The organism is Rhodosalinus sediminis (genome assembly GCF_003385555.1).
GTDB classification, from domain to species: domain Bacteria; phylum Pseudomonadota; class Alphaproteobacteria; order Rhodobacterales; family Rhodobacteraceae; genus Rhodosalinus; species Rhodosalinus sediminis.
The window spans coordinates 1-15,801 of the sequence record NZ_QOHR01000020.1 but is presented as its reverse complement, the minus strand read 5'-3'; the positions used below and the strand labels follow the sequence as shown (position 1 = coordinate 15,801).

21 protein-coding genes are annotated in these 15,801 nt (G+C 72.5%); 9 read left to right on the top strand and 12 right to left on the bottom strand.

What is annotated here, in order from left to right; genetic code table 11:
- Window positions 1–13 precede the first annotated feature (13 nt).
- The 7 genes from DRV84_RS12210 to ffh form a co-directional block, all read right to left on the bottom strand.
- Window positions 14–175 carry a DUF1328 family protein gene (locus DRV84_RS12210; protein ID WP_115981098.1) on the bottom strand — a complete coding sequence of 54 codons (162 nt, stop codon included), beginning with the start codon at window positions 173–175 and terminating at the stop codon, window positions 14–16.
- 69 nt (window positions 176–244) lie between these two features.
- Window positions 245–757 carry a ribosome maturation factor RimM gene (rimM, locus tag DRV84_RS12205; RefSeq protein WP_115981096.1) on the bottom strand — a complete coding sequence of 171 codons (513 nt, stop codon included), beginning with the start codon at window positions 755–757 and terminating at the stop codon, window positions 245–247.
- A gap of 127 nt (window positions 758–884) precedes the next feature.
- Window positions 885–1,244: a 30S ribosomal protein S16 gene (gene rpsP / locus DRV84_RS12200; RefSeq protein WP_115981094.1), complete on the bottom strand. Its 360-nt coding sequence runs from the start codon at window positions 1,242–1,244 to the stop codon at window positions 885–887.
- Between the two features lie 43 nt (window positions 1,245–1,287).
- On the bottom strand, window positions 1,288–1,584 hold the full coding sequence (locus tag DRV84_RS12195; protein WP_115981092.1) for a chorismate mutase: 297 nt from the start codon (window positions 1,582–1,584) through the stop codon (window positions 1,288–1,290).
- The gene (locus DRV84_RS12190) at window positions 1,581–2,180 is read right to left on the bottom strand and encodes a GNAT family N-acetyltransferase (RefSeq protein ID WP_115981090.1); all 600 of its coding nucleotides are present in this window, start codon (window positions 2,178–2,180) and stop codon (window positions 1,581–1,583) included. Before DRV84_RS12190 ends, DRV84_RS12195 begins: the two co-directional genes overlap by 4 nt.
- On the bottom strand, window positions 2,177–2,731 hold the full coding sequence (locus DRV84_RS12185; protein ID WP_115981088.1) for a GNAT family N-acetyltransferase: 555 nt from the start codon (window positions 2,729–2,731) through the stop codon (window positions 2,177–2,179). The genes DRV84_RS12190 and DRV84_RS12185 overlap by 4 nt, the downstream gene beginning before the upstream one ends.
- Before the next feature lie 67 nt (window positions 2,732–2,798).
- Complete coding sequence (gene ffh / locus DRV84_RS12180) at window positions 2,799–4,280, bottom strand: signal recognition particle protein (RefSeq protein ID WP_115981086.1); 1,482 nt, start codon at window positions 4,278–4,280, stop codon at window positions 2,799–2,801.
- A 359-nt stretch (window positions 4,281–4,639) separates the two neighbouring features.
- Here ffh and DRV84_RS12175 point away from each other — a divergent pair, with 359 nt between their 5' ends.
- Window positions 4,640–5,521, top strand: coding sequence for a LysR family transcriptional regulator (locus DRV84_RS12175; RefSeq protein WP_115981084.1), 882 nt, complete (start codon window positions 4,640–4,642; stop codon window positions 5,519–5,521).
- Complete coding sequence (locus DRV84_RS12170; RefSeq protein ID WP_115981169.1) at window positions 5,518–6,411, top strand: DMT family transporter; 894 nt, start codon at window positions 5,518–5,520, stop codon at window positions 6,409–6,411. The genes DRV84_RS12175 and DRV84_RS12170 overlap by 4 nt, the downstream gene beginning before the upstream one ends.
- Window positions 6,412–6,483: 72 nt before the next feature.
- On the opposite strand, the gene DRV84_RS12165 is transcribed toward DRV84_RS12170, so the two are convergent.
- Complete coding sequence (locus DRV84_RS12165) at window positions 6,484–6,825, bottom strand: ArsR/SmtB family transcription factor (RefSeq protein ID WP_115981167.1); 342 nt, start codon at window positions 6,823–6,825, stop codon at window positions 6,484–6,486.
- Window positions 6,826–7,039: 214 nt separating this feature from the next.
- Here DRV84_RS12165 and DRV84_RS12160 point away from each other — a divergent pair, with 214 nt between their 5' ends.
- From DRV84_RS12160 to DRV84_RS12140, 5 genes are all read left to right on the top strand, one after another.
- Window positions 7,040–7,375: an AtpZ/AtpI family protein gene (locus tag DRV84_RS12160; protein ID WP_115981082.1), complete on the top strand. Its 336-nt coding sequence runs from the start codon at window positions 7,040–7,042 to the stop codon at window positions 7,373–7,375.
- Window positions 7,376–7,423: 48 nt separating this feature from the next.
- On the top strand, window positions 7,424–8,233 hold the full coding sequence (gene atpB, locus DRV84_RS12155; RefSeq protein WP_192881420.1) for a F0F1 ATP synthase subunit A: 810 nt from the start codon (window positions 7,424–7,426) through the stop codon (window positions 8,231–8,233).
- Between the two features lie 62 nt (window positions 8,234–8,295).
- Window positions 8,296–8,532, top strand: coding sequence for a F0F1 ATP synthase subunit C (locus DRV84_RS12150; protein ID WP_115981078.1), 237 nt, complete (start codon window positions 8,296–8,298; stop codon window positions 8,530–8,532).
- Between the two features lie 113 nt (window positions 8,533–8,645).
- Window positions 8,646–9,191, top strand: coding sequence for a F0F1 ATP synthase subunit B' (locus tag DRV84_RS12145; protein WP_115981076.1), 546 nt, complete (start codon window positions 8,646–8,648; stop codon window positions 9,189–9,191).
- 3 nt (window positions 9,192–9,194) lie between these two features.
- Window positions 9,195–9,755 carry a F0F1 ATP synthase subunit B gene (locus DRV84_RS12140; protein ID WP_115981074.1) on the top strand — a complete coding sequence of 187 codons (561 nt, stop codon included), beginning with the start codon at window positions 9,195–9,197 and terminating at the stop codon, window positions 9,753–9,755.
- A 60-nt stretch (window positions 9,756–9,815) separates the two neighbouring features.
- On the opposite strand, the gene DRV84_RS12135 is transcribed toward DRV84_RS12140, so the two are convergent.
- The 3 genes from DRV84_RS12135 to DRV84_RS12125 form a co-directional block, all read right to left on the bottom strand.
- Complete coding sequence (locus DRV84_RS12135) at window positions 9,816–10,535, bottom strand: LrgB family protein (RefSeq protein WP_115981071.1); 720 nt, start codon at window positions 10,533–10,535, stop codon at window positions 9,816–9,818.
- Window positions 10,532–10,882, bottom strand: coding sequence for a CidA/LrgA family protein (locus DRV84_RS12130; protein WP_115981069.1), 351 nt, complete (start codon window positions 10,880–10,882; stop codon window positions 10,532–10,534). The genes DRV84_RS12135 and DRV84_RS12130 overlap by 4 nt, the downstream gene beginning before the upstream one ends.
- A 104-nt stretch (window positions 10,883–10,986) precedes the next feature.
- A complete protein-coding gene (locus DRV84_RS12125) occupies window positions 10,987–12,198 on the bottom strand; it encodes a TsoY family (seleno)protein (protein WP_115981067.1) in 1,212 nt (403 codons plus the stop codon).
- A 125-nt stretch (window positions 12,199–12,323) separates the two neighbouring features.
- On the opposite strand from DRV84_RS12125, the gene DRV84_RS12120 reads away from it, so the two are divergent.
- Window positions 12,324–12,620 (top strand): hypothetical protein, encoded by a 297-nt coding sequence (locus DRV84_RS12120; RefSeq protein ID WP_115981065.1) that lies wholly within the window; start codon window positions 12,324–12,326, stop codon window positions 12,618–12,620.
- Between the two features lie 7 nt (window positions 12,621–12,627).
- Here DRV84_RS12120 and DRV84_RS12115 read toward each other — a convergent pair whose 3' ends face one another.
- A complete protein-coding gene (locus DRV84_RS12115; protein WP_115981063.1) occupies window positions 12,628–13,083 on the bottom strand; it encodes a GNAT family N-acetyltransferase in 456 nt (151 codons plus the stop codon).
- Between the two features lie 177 nt (window positions 13,084–13,260).
- Between DRV84_RS12115 and DRV84_RS12110 the strand changes: the two genes are divergently transcribed.
- Window positions 13,261–15,801, top strand: a 2,541-nt coding sequence (locus tag DRV84_RS12110) for an AAA family ATPase (RefSeq protein WP_115981061.1), incomplete at its 3' end; no start/stop codon positions are given.

Sequence of the window (15,801 nt, the reverse complement as noted above, 5' to 3'; positions counted from 1 at the left end):
CGGCGGGGAAGGGTCAGGCGACCGCCACGATGCCGAGCGCCAGCAGGAGCAGCATGACGAGTCCGATCACCACGAGGAGCTTCGCCCCGGTGAGCGCCACGCCGGAGAGCCGGTCGAAGCCGAGAAGCGCGGCGATCCCGGCGATGGCGAGCAGGATGAGGATCCATTCGATCATCGGCGCCTCCCGTCGGCGGCCGCGGCGCGGCGACCGTCCTAGAAACGTCCCCGCGCGGGCCGCGTTCCCTCAGTCCTCGGGAAAGATGCCGGGCGGCGGATCGGCCACGATGCGCCCCGCGGCGAGGTCCACGGTCGGCACCGCCGCGCGCGTGAAGGGCAGGAGCGCCGTCTGCCGGAGCCCGGGCGCGTGGATCTCCAGCAGGTCGCCCGCGCCGTGGTCGTGCACCGCGCGCACCCGGCCGAGCGGCGCGCCCCCGGTGTCGAAGACCTCGAGCCCGACGAGATCGGCGTGGTAGAACTCGTCCTCGGGCAGATCCGGCAGCACGTCGCGGGGCACGTAGAGCCGCGTGCCCCGGAGCGCCTCGGCGGCCTCGCGCGTGGGTACGCCGGAGAGGCGCGCGGTGAGCGCGCCCTTGGTCTGGCCCGTGAGCGTGACCTCGACGCGGCGCGCGCCGTCCTCGGTCGAGAGCGGGCCGTAGGCCGCGATGTCCTCGGGCGTGGCGGTGAAGCTCTTGAGCCGCACCTCCCCGCGCACGCCGAAAGCGCCCGCGATTGCGCCGAGGCACACGCGCTCCGTCATGCCGCACGCCCCGGACGCAGGGAGAATTTTCGTACGAAAATTCTCCGGCCGGCGACGCGCGTCCCGCGAATTTTCGTACGAAAATTCGCGGGACCGAACCGATGGGCCACGCCGGGGCGGGGCATGCTCAGCTCTCGGCGTCCGCCGCCTCGGCCGCCTTGGCGGCGCGCGCCTCGGCGCGTTCCTGCGCCTTCTTGCCGGGCGTGCCCTTGTTCGGGTTGTCGCGCTTGGTCTTCTCGAGCGCGCCGGCGGCCTCGAGCATGCGGCGCACCCGGTCGGTGGGCTGCGCGCCGTGGTCGAGCCACGCCTGCACGCGCTCGAGGTCCATCTTCACGCGGTGCTCGCTGTCCTTGGGCAGAAGCGGGTTGTAGGTGCCGAGCTTCTCGAGGAAGCGGCCGTCGCGCGGCATGCGCGAATCGGCGGCGACGATGCTGTAGAAGGGCCGCTTCTTGGAGCCGCCGCGGGCGAGCCGGATCTTCATGGCCATGTCTTGGTCTCCTTTCGTGTGGGTGGGGGCGCCTCGCCCCGGGTCAGGCCTGATGGCGTTCGTGGTGCTTGATGACTTCCCGGATGATGAAATTCAGGACAGCCTTGGCGAAATCGGGGTCGAGATCGGCGGCGCGCGCCAGCTCCTCGAGCCGCGCGATCTGATCCGCCTCGCGGGCGGGGTCGGAGGGCGGCAGGTCGTGCGCCGCCTTGAGCCGGCCCACCGCCTGCGTGTGCTTGAAGCGCTCGCCGAGAGTGTAGACGAGGATCGCGTCGAGCCGGTCGATCGACGAGCGGTGCTCCTTCAGGAGCTCGGCGGCGCGGGCGGTGGCGTCGGTCATGCGGTGGCCTCTTCTCTCCGTCCGAAGATCGGGCCGGCGTGGGATTGCAGCTCGAGCTCGATGGCGTCGGCGATCTGGCTGTTCTTCAGCTTCTCGGGCGCGGGGTGGCGGTAGACCACGTCGTGGCCGTCCACGCTGGCGGCTTCGGGGTCGCGCTTGCATCCCAGCCGCTCGGCGAGGCGGATCGAGTCGTAGTTGCGCGGGTCGAGGTAGCTGACCGCGCCGGTCCAGCCCATCGTGTCGTAGAAATGGGCGCGCGCGGCGTGCGTGGCCTCCAGCGCGATGCCGCGGCCCGCCACCTCGGGCCAGATCACCCAGGCGATCTCGCGCTCGGGCCATTTCGCGGGCTGCCAGCCGCCGGCCATGCCGCAGGTCGCGCCGGTCTCGCGGTCGTGGATCATCCACATGCCGAAGCCGCGGATCTGCCAGTGGCCGATCTCGGCGGCGTAGAGCATCCACGCCTCGTAGTCGTTGAGCGGCCCGCCCATGAAGCGCGCGCGGTAGGAGGTGAAGGTCGCCTTGAACTTCGGGTAGTCCGCGGGCTCGGGCGCCGAGAGGATCAGCCGCCGCGTCTCGATCACGGGGATGTCGGTCATGCGTAGGCCTCCATCCCGCCGTCGGCGTCGAGCTCGGCGGGGCCGGGATGCCGGAAGAGCATGTCCTCGCCCAGGGTGACGTTCTGATAGGTGCGCTCGTAGCGCGCGCCCAGCCGCTCGGCGAGCGCGACGGAGCGCGCGTTGCCGGGCAGGATGTTCGAGGTCAGCGTGGTGAAGCCGAGCGCGTCGTAGGCCCATTGACGTGCGCGCAGCGCCGCCGCGTAGGCGATGCCGCGCCCCTCGAAGGGGGCGAAGACGAGCCAGCCGAGCTCGGGTTCCGGCCAGCCCTCGGGGTTCCAGATCCCGCAGAGGCCGGCGGGCCGGGCGCCCTCGGTCATCTCGATGGTGAAGTAGCCGTAGCCGTGGATGTGCCAGTGGCCGATGTTGCTGGCGAACCAGCGCCAGGCGTCGGGCCGCGTCTCGGCGCCGCCGAAGCCCCAGGCGCGGTCGGGATCGGCGAAGAACTCCGCGAGGGGCTCGAAATCGCGCATCTCGGGGCCGCGCAGCCGCAGCTGCCCGGCCTCCAGCACGGGAGCTTGCGTCAGGCTCATGCCGCCGCCTCCGGGCCGCGCGGGCGCCGCTCGGTCGCGCCGGACCGGGTATCGGGGACCGGCCGCGTCACTTCTTGCGCCCGAAGCCCGAGAGACCCGAGGGCAGCTGCATGCCGCCCTTGCCGCCGAGGCCGCCCATCTGCTGCGCGGCCTGCTGCAGCGCCTTCTCGTCCATGCCGGCGCCCGGGGCGCCGCCCTTGCCGCCGCCCATCATGCCGAGCGCCTGCTTGAGCGCGTTGCGCCCGCCCTTCTTGCCGAGCTTCTTCATCATGTCCGACATCTGCCGGTGCTGCTTCAGAAGCTTGTTGAGCTCGCTCACCTCCAGCCCCGCGCCGGCCGCGATACGCTTCTTGCGGCTGGCCTGAAGGATCTGCGGGTTGGCGCGCTCCTTCTTGGTCATGGAGTTGATGAGGGCGATCTGGCGCTTGAGCACGGTGTCGTCCATGCCGGCCTCGGCCATCTGGCCCTTCATCTTGCCCATGCCGGGCATCATGCCCATGAGCCCCTCCATGCCGCCCATCTTGAGCATCTGCTCGAGCTGGGACTTCAGGTCGTTCATGTTGAACTGACCCTTCTGGAGGCGCTTGAGCATGCGCTCGGCCTGTTCGGCCTCGAGCGTTTCCTGCGCCTTCTCGACGAGGCTGACGATGTCGCCCATGCCGAGGATGCGGCCCGCGATGCGCTCGGGGTCGAATTCCTCCAGCGCGTCGACCTTCTCGCCGGTGCCGACGAAGCGGATGGGCTTTCCGGTGACCGCGCGCATCGAGAGCGCCGCGCCGCCGCGCCCGTCGCCGTCCATCCGCGTGAGTGCGACGCCGGAGACGCCGATCTTGTCGTCGAACTCCTCGGCCACCTCGACGGCGACCTGACCGGTCAGCCCGTCCACGACGAGCAGCGTCTCGCGCGGCTCGACCACGTCGCGCACGTCGGCGGCCTGCTGGATCAGCTCCTGATCGATGTGGAGCCGCCCGGCGGTGTCGAGGAAATAGACGTCGTAGCCGCCGAGGCTCGCCTGCGTCCTGGCGCGCTTGGCGATCTGCACGGGCGTCTCGCCCTTCACGATGGGCAGGGTGTCGACGCCGACCTGGTTGCCGAGGATCTGGAGCTGTTCCATCGCGGCGGGGCGGTTCACGTCGAGCGAGGCCATCAGGACCTTCTTGCCCTCGCGCTCGGTCAGGCGCTTGGCGATCTTGGCCGTCGTCGTCGTCTTGCCCGAGCCCTGCAGGCCCACCATCAGGATCGGCGCCGGCGGATTGTCGATCTTGAGCGCGCCCGGGTCGCCCTCGCCCTTGAGCACCTCGACGAGCTCGTCGTGGACGATCTTGACCACCTGCTGGCCCGGCGTGACGGACTTGGTCACCGCCTGGCCCGTGGCCTTGGCCTGCACGTCCTTGACGAACTTGCGCACCACCGGCAGCGAGACGTCGGCCTCCAGAAGCGCGACGCGCACCTCGCGCAGCGCCGTCTTGACGTCCTCCTCCGAGAGCGCGCCCTGCTTGGTCAGCCGGTCGAAGACGCCGGAGAGACGCTCGGACAGGTTTTCGAACATGGCCCTCTGGCTCCTCCAGCGGTCGTTGCTTGCGGCCCCGAGATGGGGATGCGACGGCCCGAATGCCAACGGCCCCCGCGGGCGAAACCTCGCTGACGGGGGGCGATCCCGGGTCACGGCCCGGGACCGGAAGGCTCGGGCGCTTCCGGGTATCGGGCAGCCCATTAGGCGCGGGGGCGCGCGGAGTCAAGCGCCGCCGCGCCGCACCCGGGCGGGCCGTCGATCGCGCGGCGGGCCCCCGGCGCCATGCCCGGGGCGGCGGGCGCGCGGGCCGCCGGCCCCGGGGCGCCGCGCTTGCAGCGTCGCGCGCGATCTGGTCTCCTGCCCAATGGTTTTGTTCATCAGCGCACAGGCGGACCATGGACAACTGGGACGAGATCCGCACCGCCTATCACGTCGCGCGCGCCGGAACGGTCAGCGGCGCGGCGGAGGCGCTGGGCGTCCATCACGCCACGGTGATCCGGCACGTCGACGCGCTCGAGGCGCGGCTCGGCGTCAAGCTCTTTCAGCGCCACGCGCGCGGCTACACGCCCACCGAGGCGGGGCAGGACCTGCTGCGCGTGGCGCAGACCACCGACGACCAGTTCGCCCAGCTCGCCAGCCGCATCCGCGGGCGCGGCAACGACGTCTCGGGCGAGCTCACCGTCACCTCGCTCGCCATGTTCGCGCCGCGCCTCGCGCCCGTGCTCGCCGGGTTTCAGCGCGACCACCCGCGGGTGATCCTGCGCTATCTCACGGGCACGCGGCTCTTCCGGCTGGAGTACGGCGAGGCGCATGTCGCCGTGCGCGCCGGCCCGCCCCCGCAGGAGCCCGACAACGTCGTGCAGCCCTTCTTTCACATGCGCGCCGGGCTCTACGCGGCGCGCGCCTACGTCGCGGCGCACGGCCTGCCCGAGGGGCTGGAGGCACTCGAGGGGCACCGCTTCGTCGGCCCGGACGCCGAGAGCCCGCGCGCGCCCACCGAGCGCTGGCTGCGTGAGACGCTCGCGCCCGAGCAGATCGCCTTCCGCAGCCCCGACCCCCGCGCGCAGGAGGACGCGGTGCTCGCGGGTGCAGGGATCGGCTTCCTGCCGCCCTGGACCGCCGCGGCGCATCCCGACCTGATCGAGGTCGCCCCCCCGCGCGAGGCGTGGAGCTCGCCGATCTGGCTGGTGACGCATGTGGACCTGCACCGCAGTTCCAAGGTGCAGGCGCTGCTCGCCGCGCTGAAGGCCGCGGCGGCGGAGTGGGACGCGGCGTGAGCGCGGGCGCGCGCGGGCATCTGGCGATGCTCCTCTTCTCGGCGCTGGTGGCCGGCTCCTTCTCGCTCGGCGGCATGGTGGCGAACGAGATCGCGCCGGCCGCGATCAACGCCGCGCGCTTCGCCATCGCCGCGGCGGTGATCGGCGCCGTGGTCGCGGCCACCGGGCGTTTCGATCGCCGCGCGCTGCAGGCGCCCTGGCGATACATGATGCTCGGCGGGCTCTTCGCGGCCTATTTCGTGGCGATGTTCGAGGGGCTCAAGACCGCGCCGCCGGTCGCCGCCTCGGCGGTCTTCACGCTGACGCCGGTGATGGCGGCGGGCGTCGGCTGGCTCCTGCTGCGGCAGGTGACGACGCCGCGCATGGGGCTGGCGCTCGCGCTCGGGGCGGGCGGCGCGCTCTGGGTGATCTTCCGCGCCGATCCCGCCGCGCTCCTCGCGCTGGAGGTCGGGCGGGGCGAGGCGATCTATTTCGCGGGCTGCGCGGCGCATGCGGTCTACACCCCGATGGTGCGCAAGCTGAACCGGGGCGAGCCGGCGGTGCTCTTCACCTTCGGCACGCTGTTGGCGGGGGGCGTGTTACTGACGCTCTACGGCTGGTCCGACATCCGGGCGACCGACTGGGCGGGGCTGCGCCCGCTGGTCTGGGTCGCGCTCCTCTACGTCGCGCTCTTCGCCTCCGCGGCGACCTTCGTGCTTCTGCAATACGCCACGCTGCGCCTGCCCTCGGCGAAGGTCATGGCCTACACCTATCTCACGCCGTCCTGGGTGCTCGCCTGGGAGCTGGCGCTGGGCCACGGCGGGCCGCGGCCCCTCGTGCTCGCCGGTCTGGGGCTGACGGTGGCGGCGCTCCTGCTGCTCCTGAAGGACGAGGGCGCGGCAACCCGGTAGGGCAAGTGCGCCCCCTCGCTGCCGCCTCGCACCGACACAGCCCATTTCGGGCAGGTCGCCATCTCGTGGTGGCTACGGGGCGCCGTCGGCCGTCGCCCCGACATCGCCCTCGATCAGGCGCTCCAGCGCGTCGAGGTCGAGGTGATCGAACTGCCCGAAGCCCTGCATCCAGACGCTCGCGGCGCGCAGCGCGTCGGGTTCCAGCTTGCACCATGTCACGCGGCCGCGGCGTTCGCGCGTGATGAGCCCGGCGCGGTCGAGCAGGCCGAGGTGCTTGGAGATCGCGGCGAGCGACATCTCGAAGGGCTCGGCGACGTCGGTCACCGCCATGTCGTCCTCGAGCAGCATGGCGAGGATCGCCCGGCGCGTCGGGTCGGCGAGGGCGGCGAACACCGTGTCGAGATCGTCGGACATCCCCTGCATAAGCCGCGCCGGGGCGGGGGGCGTCAAGCGCTCTTCGCCGATGCTCAACCGCCGGGTTGAATATGCCCGCGCGGCCCGTGGCGCGGCGCCGCCGGGGTGGCGTTCAGGGAAATCACGCAAAATCAGTGACTTGCCGCCTCCGCGCTTCGCCTTGACTCGGGCCGCGCCGCACCGTAGCACCCCGGCAACGATCCGCGAGGCGAAGGTGCCCGATCCCGACGAGCAGCGGCGCATGGCCGAGTTCGAGAAGCGGCTCGCCGCCGCCAAGGAGGCGCAGGCGCCGAAGCCGCGCGGGGACGAGCACTACTCGCAGGCGCAGCTCGCCTGGCGGATGGTGATCGAGCTGGTGGCGGGGCTCGCCATCGGGTTCGGCATCGGCTACGGGCTCGACATCCTTCTGGGGACGATGCCCATCCTGCTGGTGGTGTTCACATTGCTGGGCTTCGCCGCGGGCATCAAGACGATGCTGCGCAGCGCGCGCGAGGTTGAACAGGCGAAACAGGCCGCGGACGGCGGCGACGAGACGGACGAGGGAGACTAGGCCGTGGCGACGGACACCGGAGAAGGCAGCGGGCTCGTTTTCCACCCGATGGACCAGTTCATCGTGAAGCCGCTCTTCGGGGACGGCCCGGTGCACTGGTACACCATCACCAACGTCACGCTCTGGATGGCGATCGGCGTGCTCGGCATCGCCGCGATGCTGATCCTCGGCACCTCGCGCCGCGCGATAGTGCCCTCGCGGACGCAGTCGATCGGCGAGCTCGCCTACGGCTTCGTGCACAAGATGGTCGAGGACGTCGCTGGGAAGGACGCGCTGAAGTACTTCCCCTACATCATGACGCTCTTCATGTTCATCGTCTTCGCCAACTTCCTCGGCCTCATCCCCGGCAGCTACACCACCACGAGCCATATCGCCGTGACGGCGGTGCTCGCGCTCGCCGTCTTCCTCNTGTTCATCGTCTTCGCCAACTTCCTCGGGCTGATCCCGATGGCCTACACGACGACGAGCCAGATCGCCGTGACCGCGATCCTCGCGCTCGGCGTGTTCCTCGGGGTGACGATCCTCGGCTTCGTCAAGAACGGCTCGCAGTTCCTCGGCCTCTTCTGGGTCACCGAGGCGCCGCTGGCGATCCGGCCGGTGCTCGCCGTGATCGAGCTCATTTCCTACTTCGTGCGGCCGGTGAGCCACTCGATCCGTCTCGCCGGCAACATGACCGCGGGGCACGCGGTGCTGAAGGTCTTCGCCGGCTTCGGGCAGGTGACGGCGATCGCGCCGCTCTCGATCCTCGCCGTGACGGCGATCTACGGCCTCGAGGTGCTCGTCGCCTTCATTCAGGCCTACGTCTTCACGATCCTCACCTGCGTCTATCTCAAGGACGCGCTGCACCCCAGTCACTGAGCGCGGGCCGTCCCGGCCGCGCCACCGTCATCGACAGCTTCCAACCGTAAGGAGACAGTGCAATGGAAGGCGATATCGCAAACCTCGGCCAATTCATCGGTGCGGGCCTCGCGGGCATGGGCGCCGGCGTGGCCGCGCTCGGGGTCGGCAACGTGGCCGGCAACTACCTCGCGGGCGCGCTCCGCAACCCCTCGGCCGCGGCGAGCCAGACGGCGACGCTCTTCATCGGCATCGCCTTCGCCGAGGCGCTCGGCATCTTCTCCTTCCTGGTCGCCCTGCTGCTGATGTTCGCCGTCTGAGGACGACGGGCATCATCCTTGCGGGCGGGGCGCGCGCGGTCTGATCGGCGCGCGCCCCGGACGTTCGGACCGGCCCGGCGGGCCGGTGCGGCTGGCAACTCACGGAGGCGCCGATGGCGACAGAGACCCAAGGTTCCGCTTCGACCTGCGTCGGGCCGGACGGCAGCGCGATCGGTCTGCCGCAGCTCTGCCTCGACTGGTTCCCGAACCAGATCTTCTGGCTGATCGTCACGCTCGTCGTGATCTACCTGCTGCTGACGCGCATGGCGCTGCCGCGCATCGCCGGTGTTCTGTCGGAGCGCGCGGGCACGATCAGCAACGACCTCGCCGCGGCGGAGGACCTCAAGGCCAAGGCGGCGGAGGCCGAGAAGGCCTATGAACAGGCGCTCGCCGACGCGCGGGCCGAGGCGCAGAAGATCCTCGCCGAGGCCAAGGCCGAGATGCAGCGCGACGTGGACGCCGCGATGGAGCGGGCGGACGCCGAGATCGCGCAGAAGGCCGAGGAATCGCAGAAGGCGATCGCCGAGATCCGCGCCGGCGCCGTCGAAAGCGTGCGCGAGGTCGCGCGCGACACCGCCGGCGCCGTCCTCGAGGCGCTGGAGACCGAGGCCGACCCGGCCGAGATCGAGCGGGCGGTCGACGCCCGGATGGAGGCCTGAGCGATGCGTATCCTGACAGCTCTCACCCTCGCGCTGGCGATGGCGAGCCCGGCGCACGCCGCCAAGGGGCCGTTCTTTTCGCTGGCCAATACGGACTTCATCGTCCTCCTCGGCTTCCTCGTCTTCGTCGGCATCCTCGTCTACTTCAAGGTGCCGGGGAAAGTGACCGAGATGCTGGACCGCCGGACGGAGAGCATCCAGTCCGAGCTCGACGAGGCGCGGTCCCTCCGCGAGGAGGCGCAGAGCCTGCTCGCCTCCTATGAGCGCAAGACGCGCGAGGCGCGGGAACAGGCCGACCGCATCGTGGAGCACGCCAAGGAAGAGGCGCGCCTCTCGGCGGAACAGTCCAAGGCCGATCTTCAGGACTCGATCGCGCGCCGCGTGAAGGCCGCCGAGGACCGCATCGCGCAGGCCGAAGCCGCCGCAGTGCGCGAGGTGCGCGAGCGCGCCGCCGAGGTGGCCGTCGCCGCCGCGCGCGACGTCATGGCCGCCAAGATGACCAAGGCGCGCAGCGACGCGCTCGTGGACGACGCGATCGCGCAGGTGGACAAGAACCTGCACTGACGCGACCCCCGCGATTTGGACAAGGCCCCGGCGGCGCGCCGGGGCCTTTTCGTGTGCGCCTCATATCAGAACTGCGACGAGCCACGGCGCGAGCAGCGCGGTCAGCATCGCGTTCAGCCCCATGCCGAGCCCCGAGAAAGCGCCCGCCGTCGCGTCCACCTGAAACGCGCGGGCGGTGCCGATGCCGTGCGCGGCGACGCCCGCGGCAAAGCCCCGCGCGCGCCAGTCGCGGACGCGAAGCGCGTTCATCAGCGGCGTCACCGTCACCGCGCCGATGATCCCGGTCAGGATCACCAGCGCCGCGGTCAGCGTCGGCAGCCCGCCGAGGCTTTCCGCGATGCCGATGGCGACCGGCGCGGTCGTGGACTTGGGCGCGAGCGACAGGAGCGTCGCGCCCTCCACCCCGAGCGCCCGCGCGATCAGGAGCGCCGAGGCGATCGCCGTGACCGAGCCCGCGACGAGCGCGCCGAGCATCGGGATCACCAGCCCCCGCAGCCGCGGCAGCGCCGCGTGGAGCGGCACCGCCAGCGCGACCGTCGCGGGGCCGAGCATGAAGTGGACGAACTGCGCGCCCTCGAAATAGTCGGCGTAGGGCGTGCCCGTCGCCTGCAGCAGCCCTGCGAGCAGGAGCATCGCGATCAGCACCGGATTGGCGAGCGGCGCCCGCCCCGTCGCCCGCGAGATGCCGTCGCCCGCCAGGTAGGCGAGCAGCGTCACCGTCAGCCAGAGGAGCGGCTCGCGGGCGAGATAGCTCCAGATGTCGATGACCTCGGGGGTCATGCCGTCGCCCCGAGGAGCCGGCGCAGCCCGACGAAGACGCCGGCCGTCACGGCGAGCGTGACGACGGTGCTGCCCAGAAGCGCGGCGAGGAGCGCGGGGCCTTCGCTGCCCAGCCGGTCGAGATGCGCCACCACACCCACGCCCGCCGGCACGAACAGGAGCGAGAGATGCGCGAGGAGCCCGTTCGCCCCGGGCGCCACCCGCGGCTCGAGCGCGGGGCGGGCCACGAGCGCCCCGAGCAGGAGCGCGAGCCCGATCACCGGCCCCGGCACCGGCGCGTCGAGCGCGCGCGCCGCGGCCTCTCCGATCAGCTGGCAGACCAGCAGAATGGCGATGTTGACGATCATGCCTGTCCCTCCGTGTCGCGGCGCGATGCGACCACGGACGGGCGCGAAAGAAAAGGAGCGCGCCCCGCGAGGCGCGCTCCGTGGTCACGGGGAAAGGCGCGGGCTCATTCGGCCGGCACGGCCGCGGCCTGCGTCGGGGTGAAGTGCTGCCGGTTGAGCCGCAGCACCAGCGCCACCGCCACCGCCTGGAAGGCGAGCGCCACCGCCGTCAGCACCCAGAAGGCGATGGAGAACTTGTCCACCACCCCGGCGCCGACGAGGCCCTTGTTGATGAAGAAGTGCCCCATCACCGAGAGCGCCACCGCCGGGCAGACCAGCGCGTAGGACCCGGCCGAGGTCTTCGGGCCGATCACGAAGTCGTCGAAATACCGCTGACGCAGCAGGACCAGCATGCCGAGCCCGAGGAAGACGAGCTGCACCGTCAGGATGCGGGCGAGCATGACGAGCGTCTCGCCGCCGTTGCCCGTGGCGGCGAAGGTGACGTGCAGGCCGTGCTGCTGGCGCATCAGCATGATGCCGAGGACGGTCATGATCGGGACGACGACCATCAGCGTCGGGCCGGCCTCGCGCGCGGTGCCGTAATGGAGCATCGAGCCGAAGGCGGTGATCGCCGCGATCACGGCGTAGACCGCCGCCGTCACGCCGAAGAAGGTCGAGAGCACGAGGCTCGTGCCCACGGTGACCGGCGTCACGCTCATCGCCGCCGGCGCGGCGAAGCCCACGGCGACCATCGAGAGCGCGAAGGCCGGCAGGAGCTGCGCGAAGGAGTTGTGCGCGGTCATGTCGAAGACACCCCCCTCGGCGAGCACGCGGCCGAGGAAATCCGCGATGATGCGGAAGGCGAGCACCCCGATCAGCAGGAAGGCCACCATCGCCGCGGGGAAGAGATACTCGACGATCGTCCAGAGCTGCGGCACGAAGACGAGGCCGACGACGAAGCCCACGTTCACCGTCATGGCGAGCGCGAGCGGCATGGCGAGCAGGGTCGATTCGGCGTTGGAGGCGCGCAGCTTGGCGTAGGCCTCCGTGCGCTTGAAGGCCGAGTAGGCGCGCAGGTTCCAGATCAGCGACTTCACGTTCAGGAAGGCGAAGACCGCGATGCCCGCCACGGCGACCGCGATGGCGATCTGCATCGGCAGCCCGCCGGTGGCGAAGGCGGCGGCGATGTCCTCGAACACCGGCACCGCCTGATCCGGGTGGGGCACCCAGAACATCAGGTACATGAAGAACGACACCGCCACGCCGCCCGCGCCGAGCGAGGCGAGGAAGTAGAGCGGCGAGTAGGTGTCGGCGGGTTTTCTGGCGAGGTCCGTCATCGGTTACGTCCTTTCGTATTCCGACTTTGGAATGTTTATATACATGCGAAATCCGGAATGTAAAGCCCGGATCTCCGCCTGCGTCTGAACGAAGTGTTAACCCTCGCGCGGCATGCTCCGCCTTGATGTGCCGCAAATCCGCCTTTCTCGCCGCCTTCGCTCTGCTCGCCGCCTGCGACACGGCCGGGCGGGGCTACATGGGGCTTCCCGCCGTCCGGGCGGAGGCCGGGGGCCACGTCTTCGACGTCCGCCGCCGCGGCGATGAGGCCGAGGCGGTGCGCCGCAACGTCGCGGCGCTCCCTTCCTTCGACGCGGTCGCGCGCGCCGCGGAGGTCGCGATCGAGCGGGCGACCGGCTGCGACGCCCTGACGCTGGAGGGGGATCCGTCGCTTCTCCGGGCCGAGCTCGACTGCCCGGACTGACCCGCGCTCAGTCGAGCCGCTTTTCCATGAATACGCTGGAGCCGTTTTCGGCGTAGTCGCCGAAGGCCCCGCGCCGCGCGAAGCCCTCCGCCTCGTAGAGCCCGATCGCCTCGGCCAGCGCGTCGCCGGTTTCCAGCCGGAGGCAGGGCAGGTCGAGGTGCCGCGCCTCGAGCTCCAGCCGCGCGAGGATGCGCCGCCCGACACCCTGCCCGCGCGCGAAGGGGACGACGTACATCGCCTTCACCTCGCCGTAGCCCTGCCGCTGCGCCAGCGCCCCGCAGCCGAGCGTCGTGTCGTATTCCCGCGCCACGAAGAAGCGGACGTCGGGCGCGTGCAGCGCCTCGGGCGACAGGAGGTGGTTCTCGTCCGCCGGGAAGAGCGCGCGCATCTGCGTCTGCGCGGCCTCGATCAAGGCGCGGTTCTCCGGCTCGCGCGGGTCGCCCGGCTCCACGATGATGCCCATGGCGCTCTCCTGTCTCCCCGATCCGCCTCGGTGTCGCGCGCTTCCGCGCCTCCGTCAAGCCGCTGCCGATATCTTGTGGATGCCTTGCCTCAGCCATCCCATATCCTGCGGCCCTCGATTGACAGAGCGGCGCCCGCGGCCCAGTCTGGCGCCGGGTGCGGAATCAGGGAACCGGCCGTGCGCTTCAGCCGCCTGCGTCTTTCGGGCTTCAAGAGCTTCGTCGATCCGACCGAACTCGTCATCGACGACGGGCTGACCGGCGTGGTCGGCCCGAACGGTTGCGGCAAGTCCAACCTGCTGGAGGCGCTGCGCTGGGTCATGGGCGAGACGCGGCCGAAGGCGATGCGCGGCGGCGGCATGGAGGACGTGATCTTCGCCGGCACCGCGCGGCGCCCCGCCAAGGGCTTCGCGGAGGTCGCGCTCACCCTCGACAATTCCGACCGCCTCGCGCCCGCGGGGTTCAACGACGACGATACCCTCGAGATCACCCGCCGCATCACCCGAGACGTCGGCTCGGCCTACAAGGCGAACGGCAAGGACGTGCGCGCGCGCGACGTGCAGATGCTCTTCGCCGACGCCTCCACCGGCGCGCATTCCCCCGCGCTCGTCCGGCAGGGCCAGATCGCGGAACTCATCAACGCCAAGCCGGCCGCGCGCCGCCGCATCCTCGAGGAGGCCGCCGGCATCTCGGGCCTCTATCAGCGCCGGCATGAGGCGGAGCTGAAGCTCAAGGGCACCGAATCGAACCTCGCCCGCGTCGAGGACGTGATCGACCAGCTCGCCCAGCAGCTCGGGCAACTCGCGCGGCAGGCGAAGCAGGCGGCGCGCTACCGCGAGATCGCCGAGGCGCTGCGCGCCGCCGAGGGCAGCCTCCTCTACGTGCGCTGGCAGGAGGCCGACGCCGCGCGCGCCGCCGCCGAGGCCGCGCTGCGCGAGGCGCGCGGCGCCACCGCCGCCGCCGAGCGCGGCGCCCGTGAGGCCGCCGGGGCGCGGGAGGCCGCCGACGCCGCGCTGCCGCCCCTGCGCGAGGAGGAGGCGATCGCCGCCGCCGTGCTCCAGCGCCAGGAGGTCGAGCGCGCCACCCTCGCGCAGGAGGAGGACCGCGCGCGCGAGACCATCCGCGAGCTCGACGCGCGCCTCGCCCAGCTCGGCCGCGACCGCGACCGCGAGGCGCAACTCACCGGCGACGCGGGCGAGACGATCCGCGCGCTCGAGGCCGAGGCCGGGGAACTCGCCGCCGCGGGCGAGGGGCACGAGGCCCGTGTGGCCGAGGCCGCCGCGGCGGCCGAGGCGGCGGCCGCGACGCTCGCCACCCGCGAAGAGGAACTCGACGCCGCGAACGAGGCCGCCGCCCGCCTCGCCGCGCGCCATCAGGCCGCCGAGCGGCAGGTGGAGGACGCGCGCAAGACGCTCGAGCGCAACGAGGCCGAGGCCGCCCGCGCCCGCCGCGAGGCCGAGGACTACGCCGCGCGGCTTTCCCGCGCCGACGCCGATCTCGCCGCCGCGCGCGAGGCCGCGACCGCGGCCGAGGCCGCCGCCGCCCGCGCCGAGGCAGCCCTGCAGGAGGCCGACGCCGCCCGCGGCGCCGCGCAGGCCGAGGAGGCCGAGGCGCGCGCCGACCGCTCCGCCGCCGAGGGCGAGGCCAGCGCGCTCGAGGCCGAACACGCCGCGCTCGCCCGCGTGGTGGAGCGCGACACCGCCGAGGGCGCGGCGATCATGGACCGGCTGCAGGTCGAGGCGGGCCTCGAGGCGGCGCTCGGCGCCGCGCTCGCCGAGGACCTCCGCGCGCCCGAGATCGGCGCCGATGAGGGCGAACGCGGGGCGACCGGCTGGCGCGCGCTGCCGCCCTGCGAGGCCGCCCCGCCGCTGCCCGAGGGGGCCGCGCCGCTCGCCGCGCATGTCGGCGCGCCCGAGGCCCTCGCGCGGCGGCTGGGGCAGATCGGGCTCGTCGACCCGGCGGAGGGCGCGGCGCTGCAGCCCGCGCTCCGCCCCGGTCAGCGGCTGGTGAGCCGCGCGGGCGATCTCTGGCGCTGGGACGGCTACGTGGCGCGCGCGGGCGAGGCCGAGAGCGCCGCGGCCCTGCGCCTCAAGCAGCTCAACCGCCTCGAGGCGCTCGCCGCCGAGATCACGCGCGCCCGCTCCCGCGTCGAGGCCGCGCAGGCCACGCACGATGCCTGCGCCGCGCGGCTCGAGGCGGCGACCGAGGCCGACGCCGCGGCGCGCACGGCCCGCCGCCGCGCCGACGCCGAGCAGGCGGAGGCCGCGCGCGCGCTCAGCAAGGCGGAGGCCGAGCGTAACCTCGCCGAGGGCCGGCTCGAGAGCCTGCGCCTCGCCCAGACCCGCCACGAGGAGGAGGCCGAGGCCGCGCGCGCCCGGCTGACGGAGGCGGAAGCCGCGCGCGACGCGCTCGACGACCCGGCCGAGGGCCGCGCGCAGGTCGAGGCGCTGCGCGAGGCGGTGGAGGCCGCGCGCGCCGACACGACGGCCCGGCGCAGCGCGAAGGACGCGCTGGAGCGCGAGGGCGCGGCGCGCGAGGCGCGGGCGAACACCCTCGCCAGGGAGCTCGACGGCTGGCGCCGCCGGCTGGCGACCGCCGATCAGCGCGCCGCCGACCTCGCCGAGCGGATCGCCGCCGCCGAGGCCGAGCGCGCCGAGGCCGCCGGCCGGCCCGACGCGCTCGCCGCGCAGCGCGAGGCGCTGGCCGAGGCGATCGAGACC

Coding starts and splice junctions, on each gene's coding strand:
- DRV84_RS12210 (WP_115981098.1), bottom strand. CDS start 175: ATGATCGAATGGATCCTCATCCTGCTCGCCATCGCCGGGATCGCCGCG.
- rimM (WP_115981096.1), bottom strand. CDS start 757: ATGACGGAGCGCGTGTGCCTCGGCGCAATCGCGGGCGCTTTCGGCGTG.
- rpsP (WP_115981094.1), bottom strand. CDS start 1,244: ATGGCCATGAAGATCCGGCTCGCCCGCGGCGGCTCCAAGAAGCGGCCC.
- DRV84_RS12195 (WP_115981092.1), bottom strand. CDS start 1,584: ATGACCGACGCCACCGCCCGCGCCGCCGAGCTCCTGAAGGAGCACCGC.
- DRV84_RS12190 (WP_115981090.1), bottom strand. CDS start 2,180: ATGACCGACATCCCCGTGATCGAGACGCGGCGGCTGATCCTCTCGGCG.
- DRV84_RS12185 (WP_115981088.1), bottom strand. CDS start 2,731: ATGAGCCTGACGCAAGCTCCCGTGCTGGAGGCCGGGCAGCTGCGGCTG.
- ffh (WP_115981086.1), bottom strand. CDS start 4,280: ATGTTCGAAAACCTGTCCGAGCGTCTCTCCGGCGTCTTCGACCGGCTG.
- DRV84_RS12175 (WP_115981084.1), top strand. CDS start 4,640: ATGGACAACTGGGACGAGATCCGCACCGCCTATCACGTCGCGCGCGCC.
- DRV84_RS12165 (WP_115981167.1), bottom strand. CDS start 6,825: ATGTCCGACGATCTCGACACGGTGTTCGCCGCCCTCGCCGACCCGACG.
- DRV84_RS12150 (WP_115981078.1), top strand. CDS start 8,296: ATGGAAGGCGATATCGCAAACCTCGGCCAATTCATCGGTGCGGGCCTC.
- DRV84_RS12145 (WP_115981076.1), top strand. CDS start 8,646: ATGGCGACAGAGACCCAAGGTTCCGCTTCGACCTGCGTCGGGCCGGAC.
- DRV84_RS12140 (WP_115981074.1), top strand. CDS start 9,195: ATGCGTATCCTGACAGCTCTCACCCTCGCGCTGGCGATGGCGAGCCCG.
- DRV84_RS12135 (WP_115981071.1), bottom strand. CDS start 10,535: ATGACCCCCGAGGTCATCGACATCTGGAGCTATCTCGCCCGCGAGCCG.
- DRV84_RS12130 (WP_115981069.1), bottom strand. CDS start 10,882: ATGATCGTCAACATCGCCATTCTGCTGGTCTGCCAGCTGATCGGAGAG.
- DRV84_RS12125 (WP_115981067.1), bottom strand. CDS start 12,198: ATGACGGACCTCGCCAGAAAACCCGCCGACACCTACTCGCCGCTCTAC.
- DRV84_RS12120 (WP_115981065.1), top strand. CDS start 12,324: ATGTGCCGCAAATCCGCCTTTCTCGCCGCCTTCGCTCTGCTCGCCGCC.
- DRV84_RS12115 (WP_115981063.1), bottom strand. CDS start 13,083: ATGGGCATCATCGTGGAGCCGGGCGACCCGCGCGAGCCGGAGAACCGC.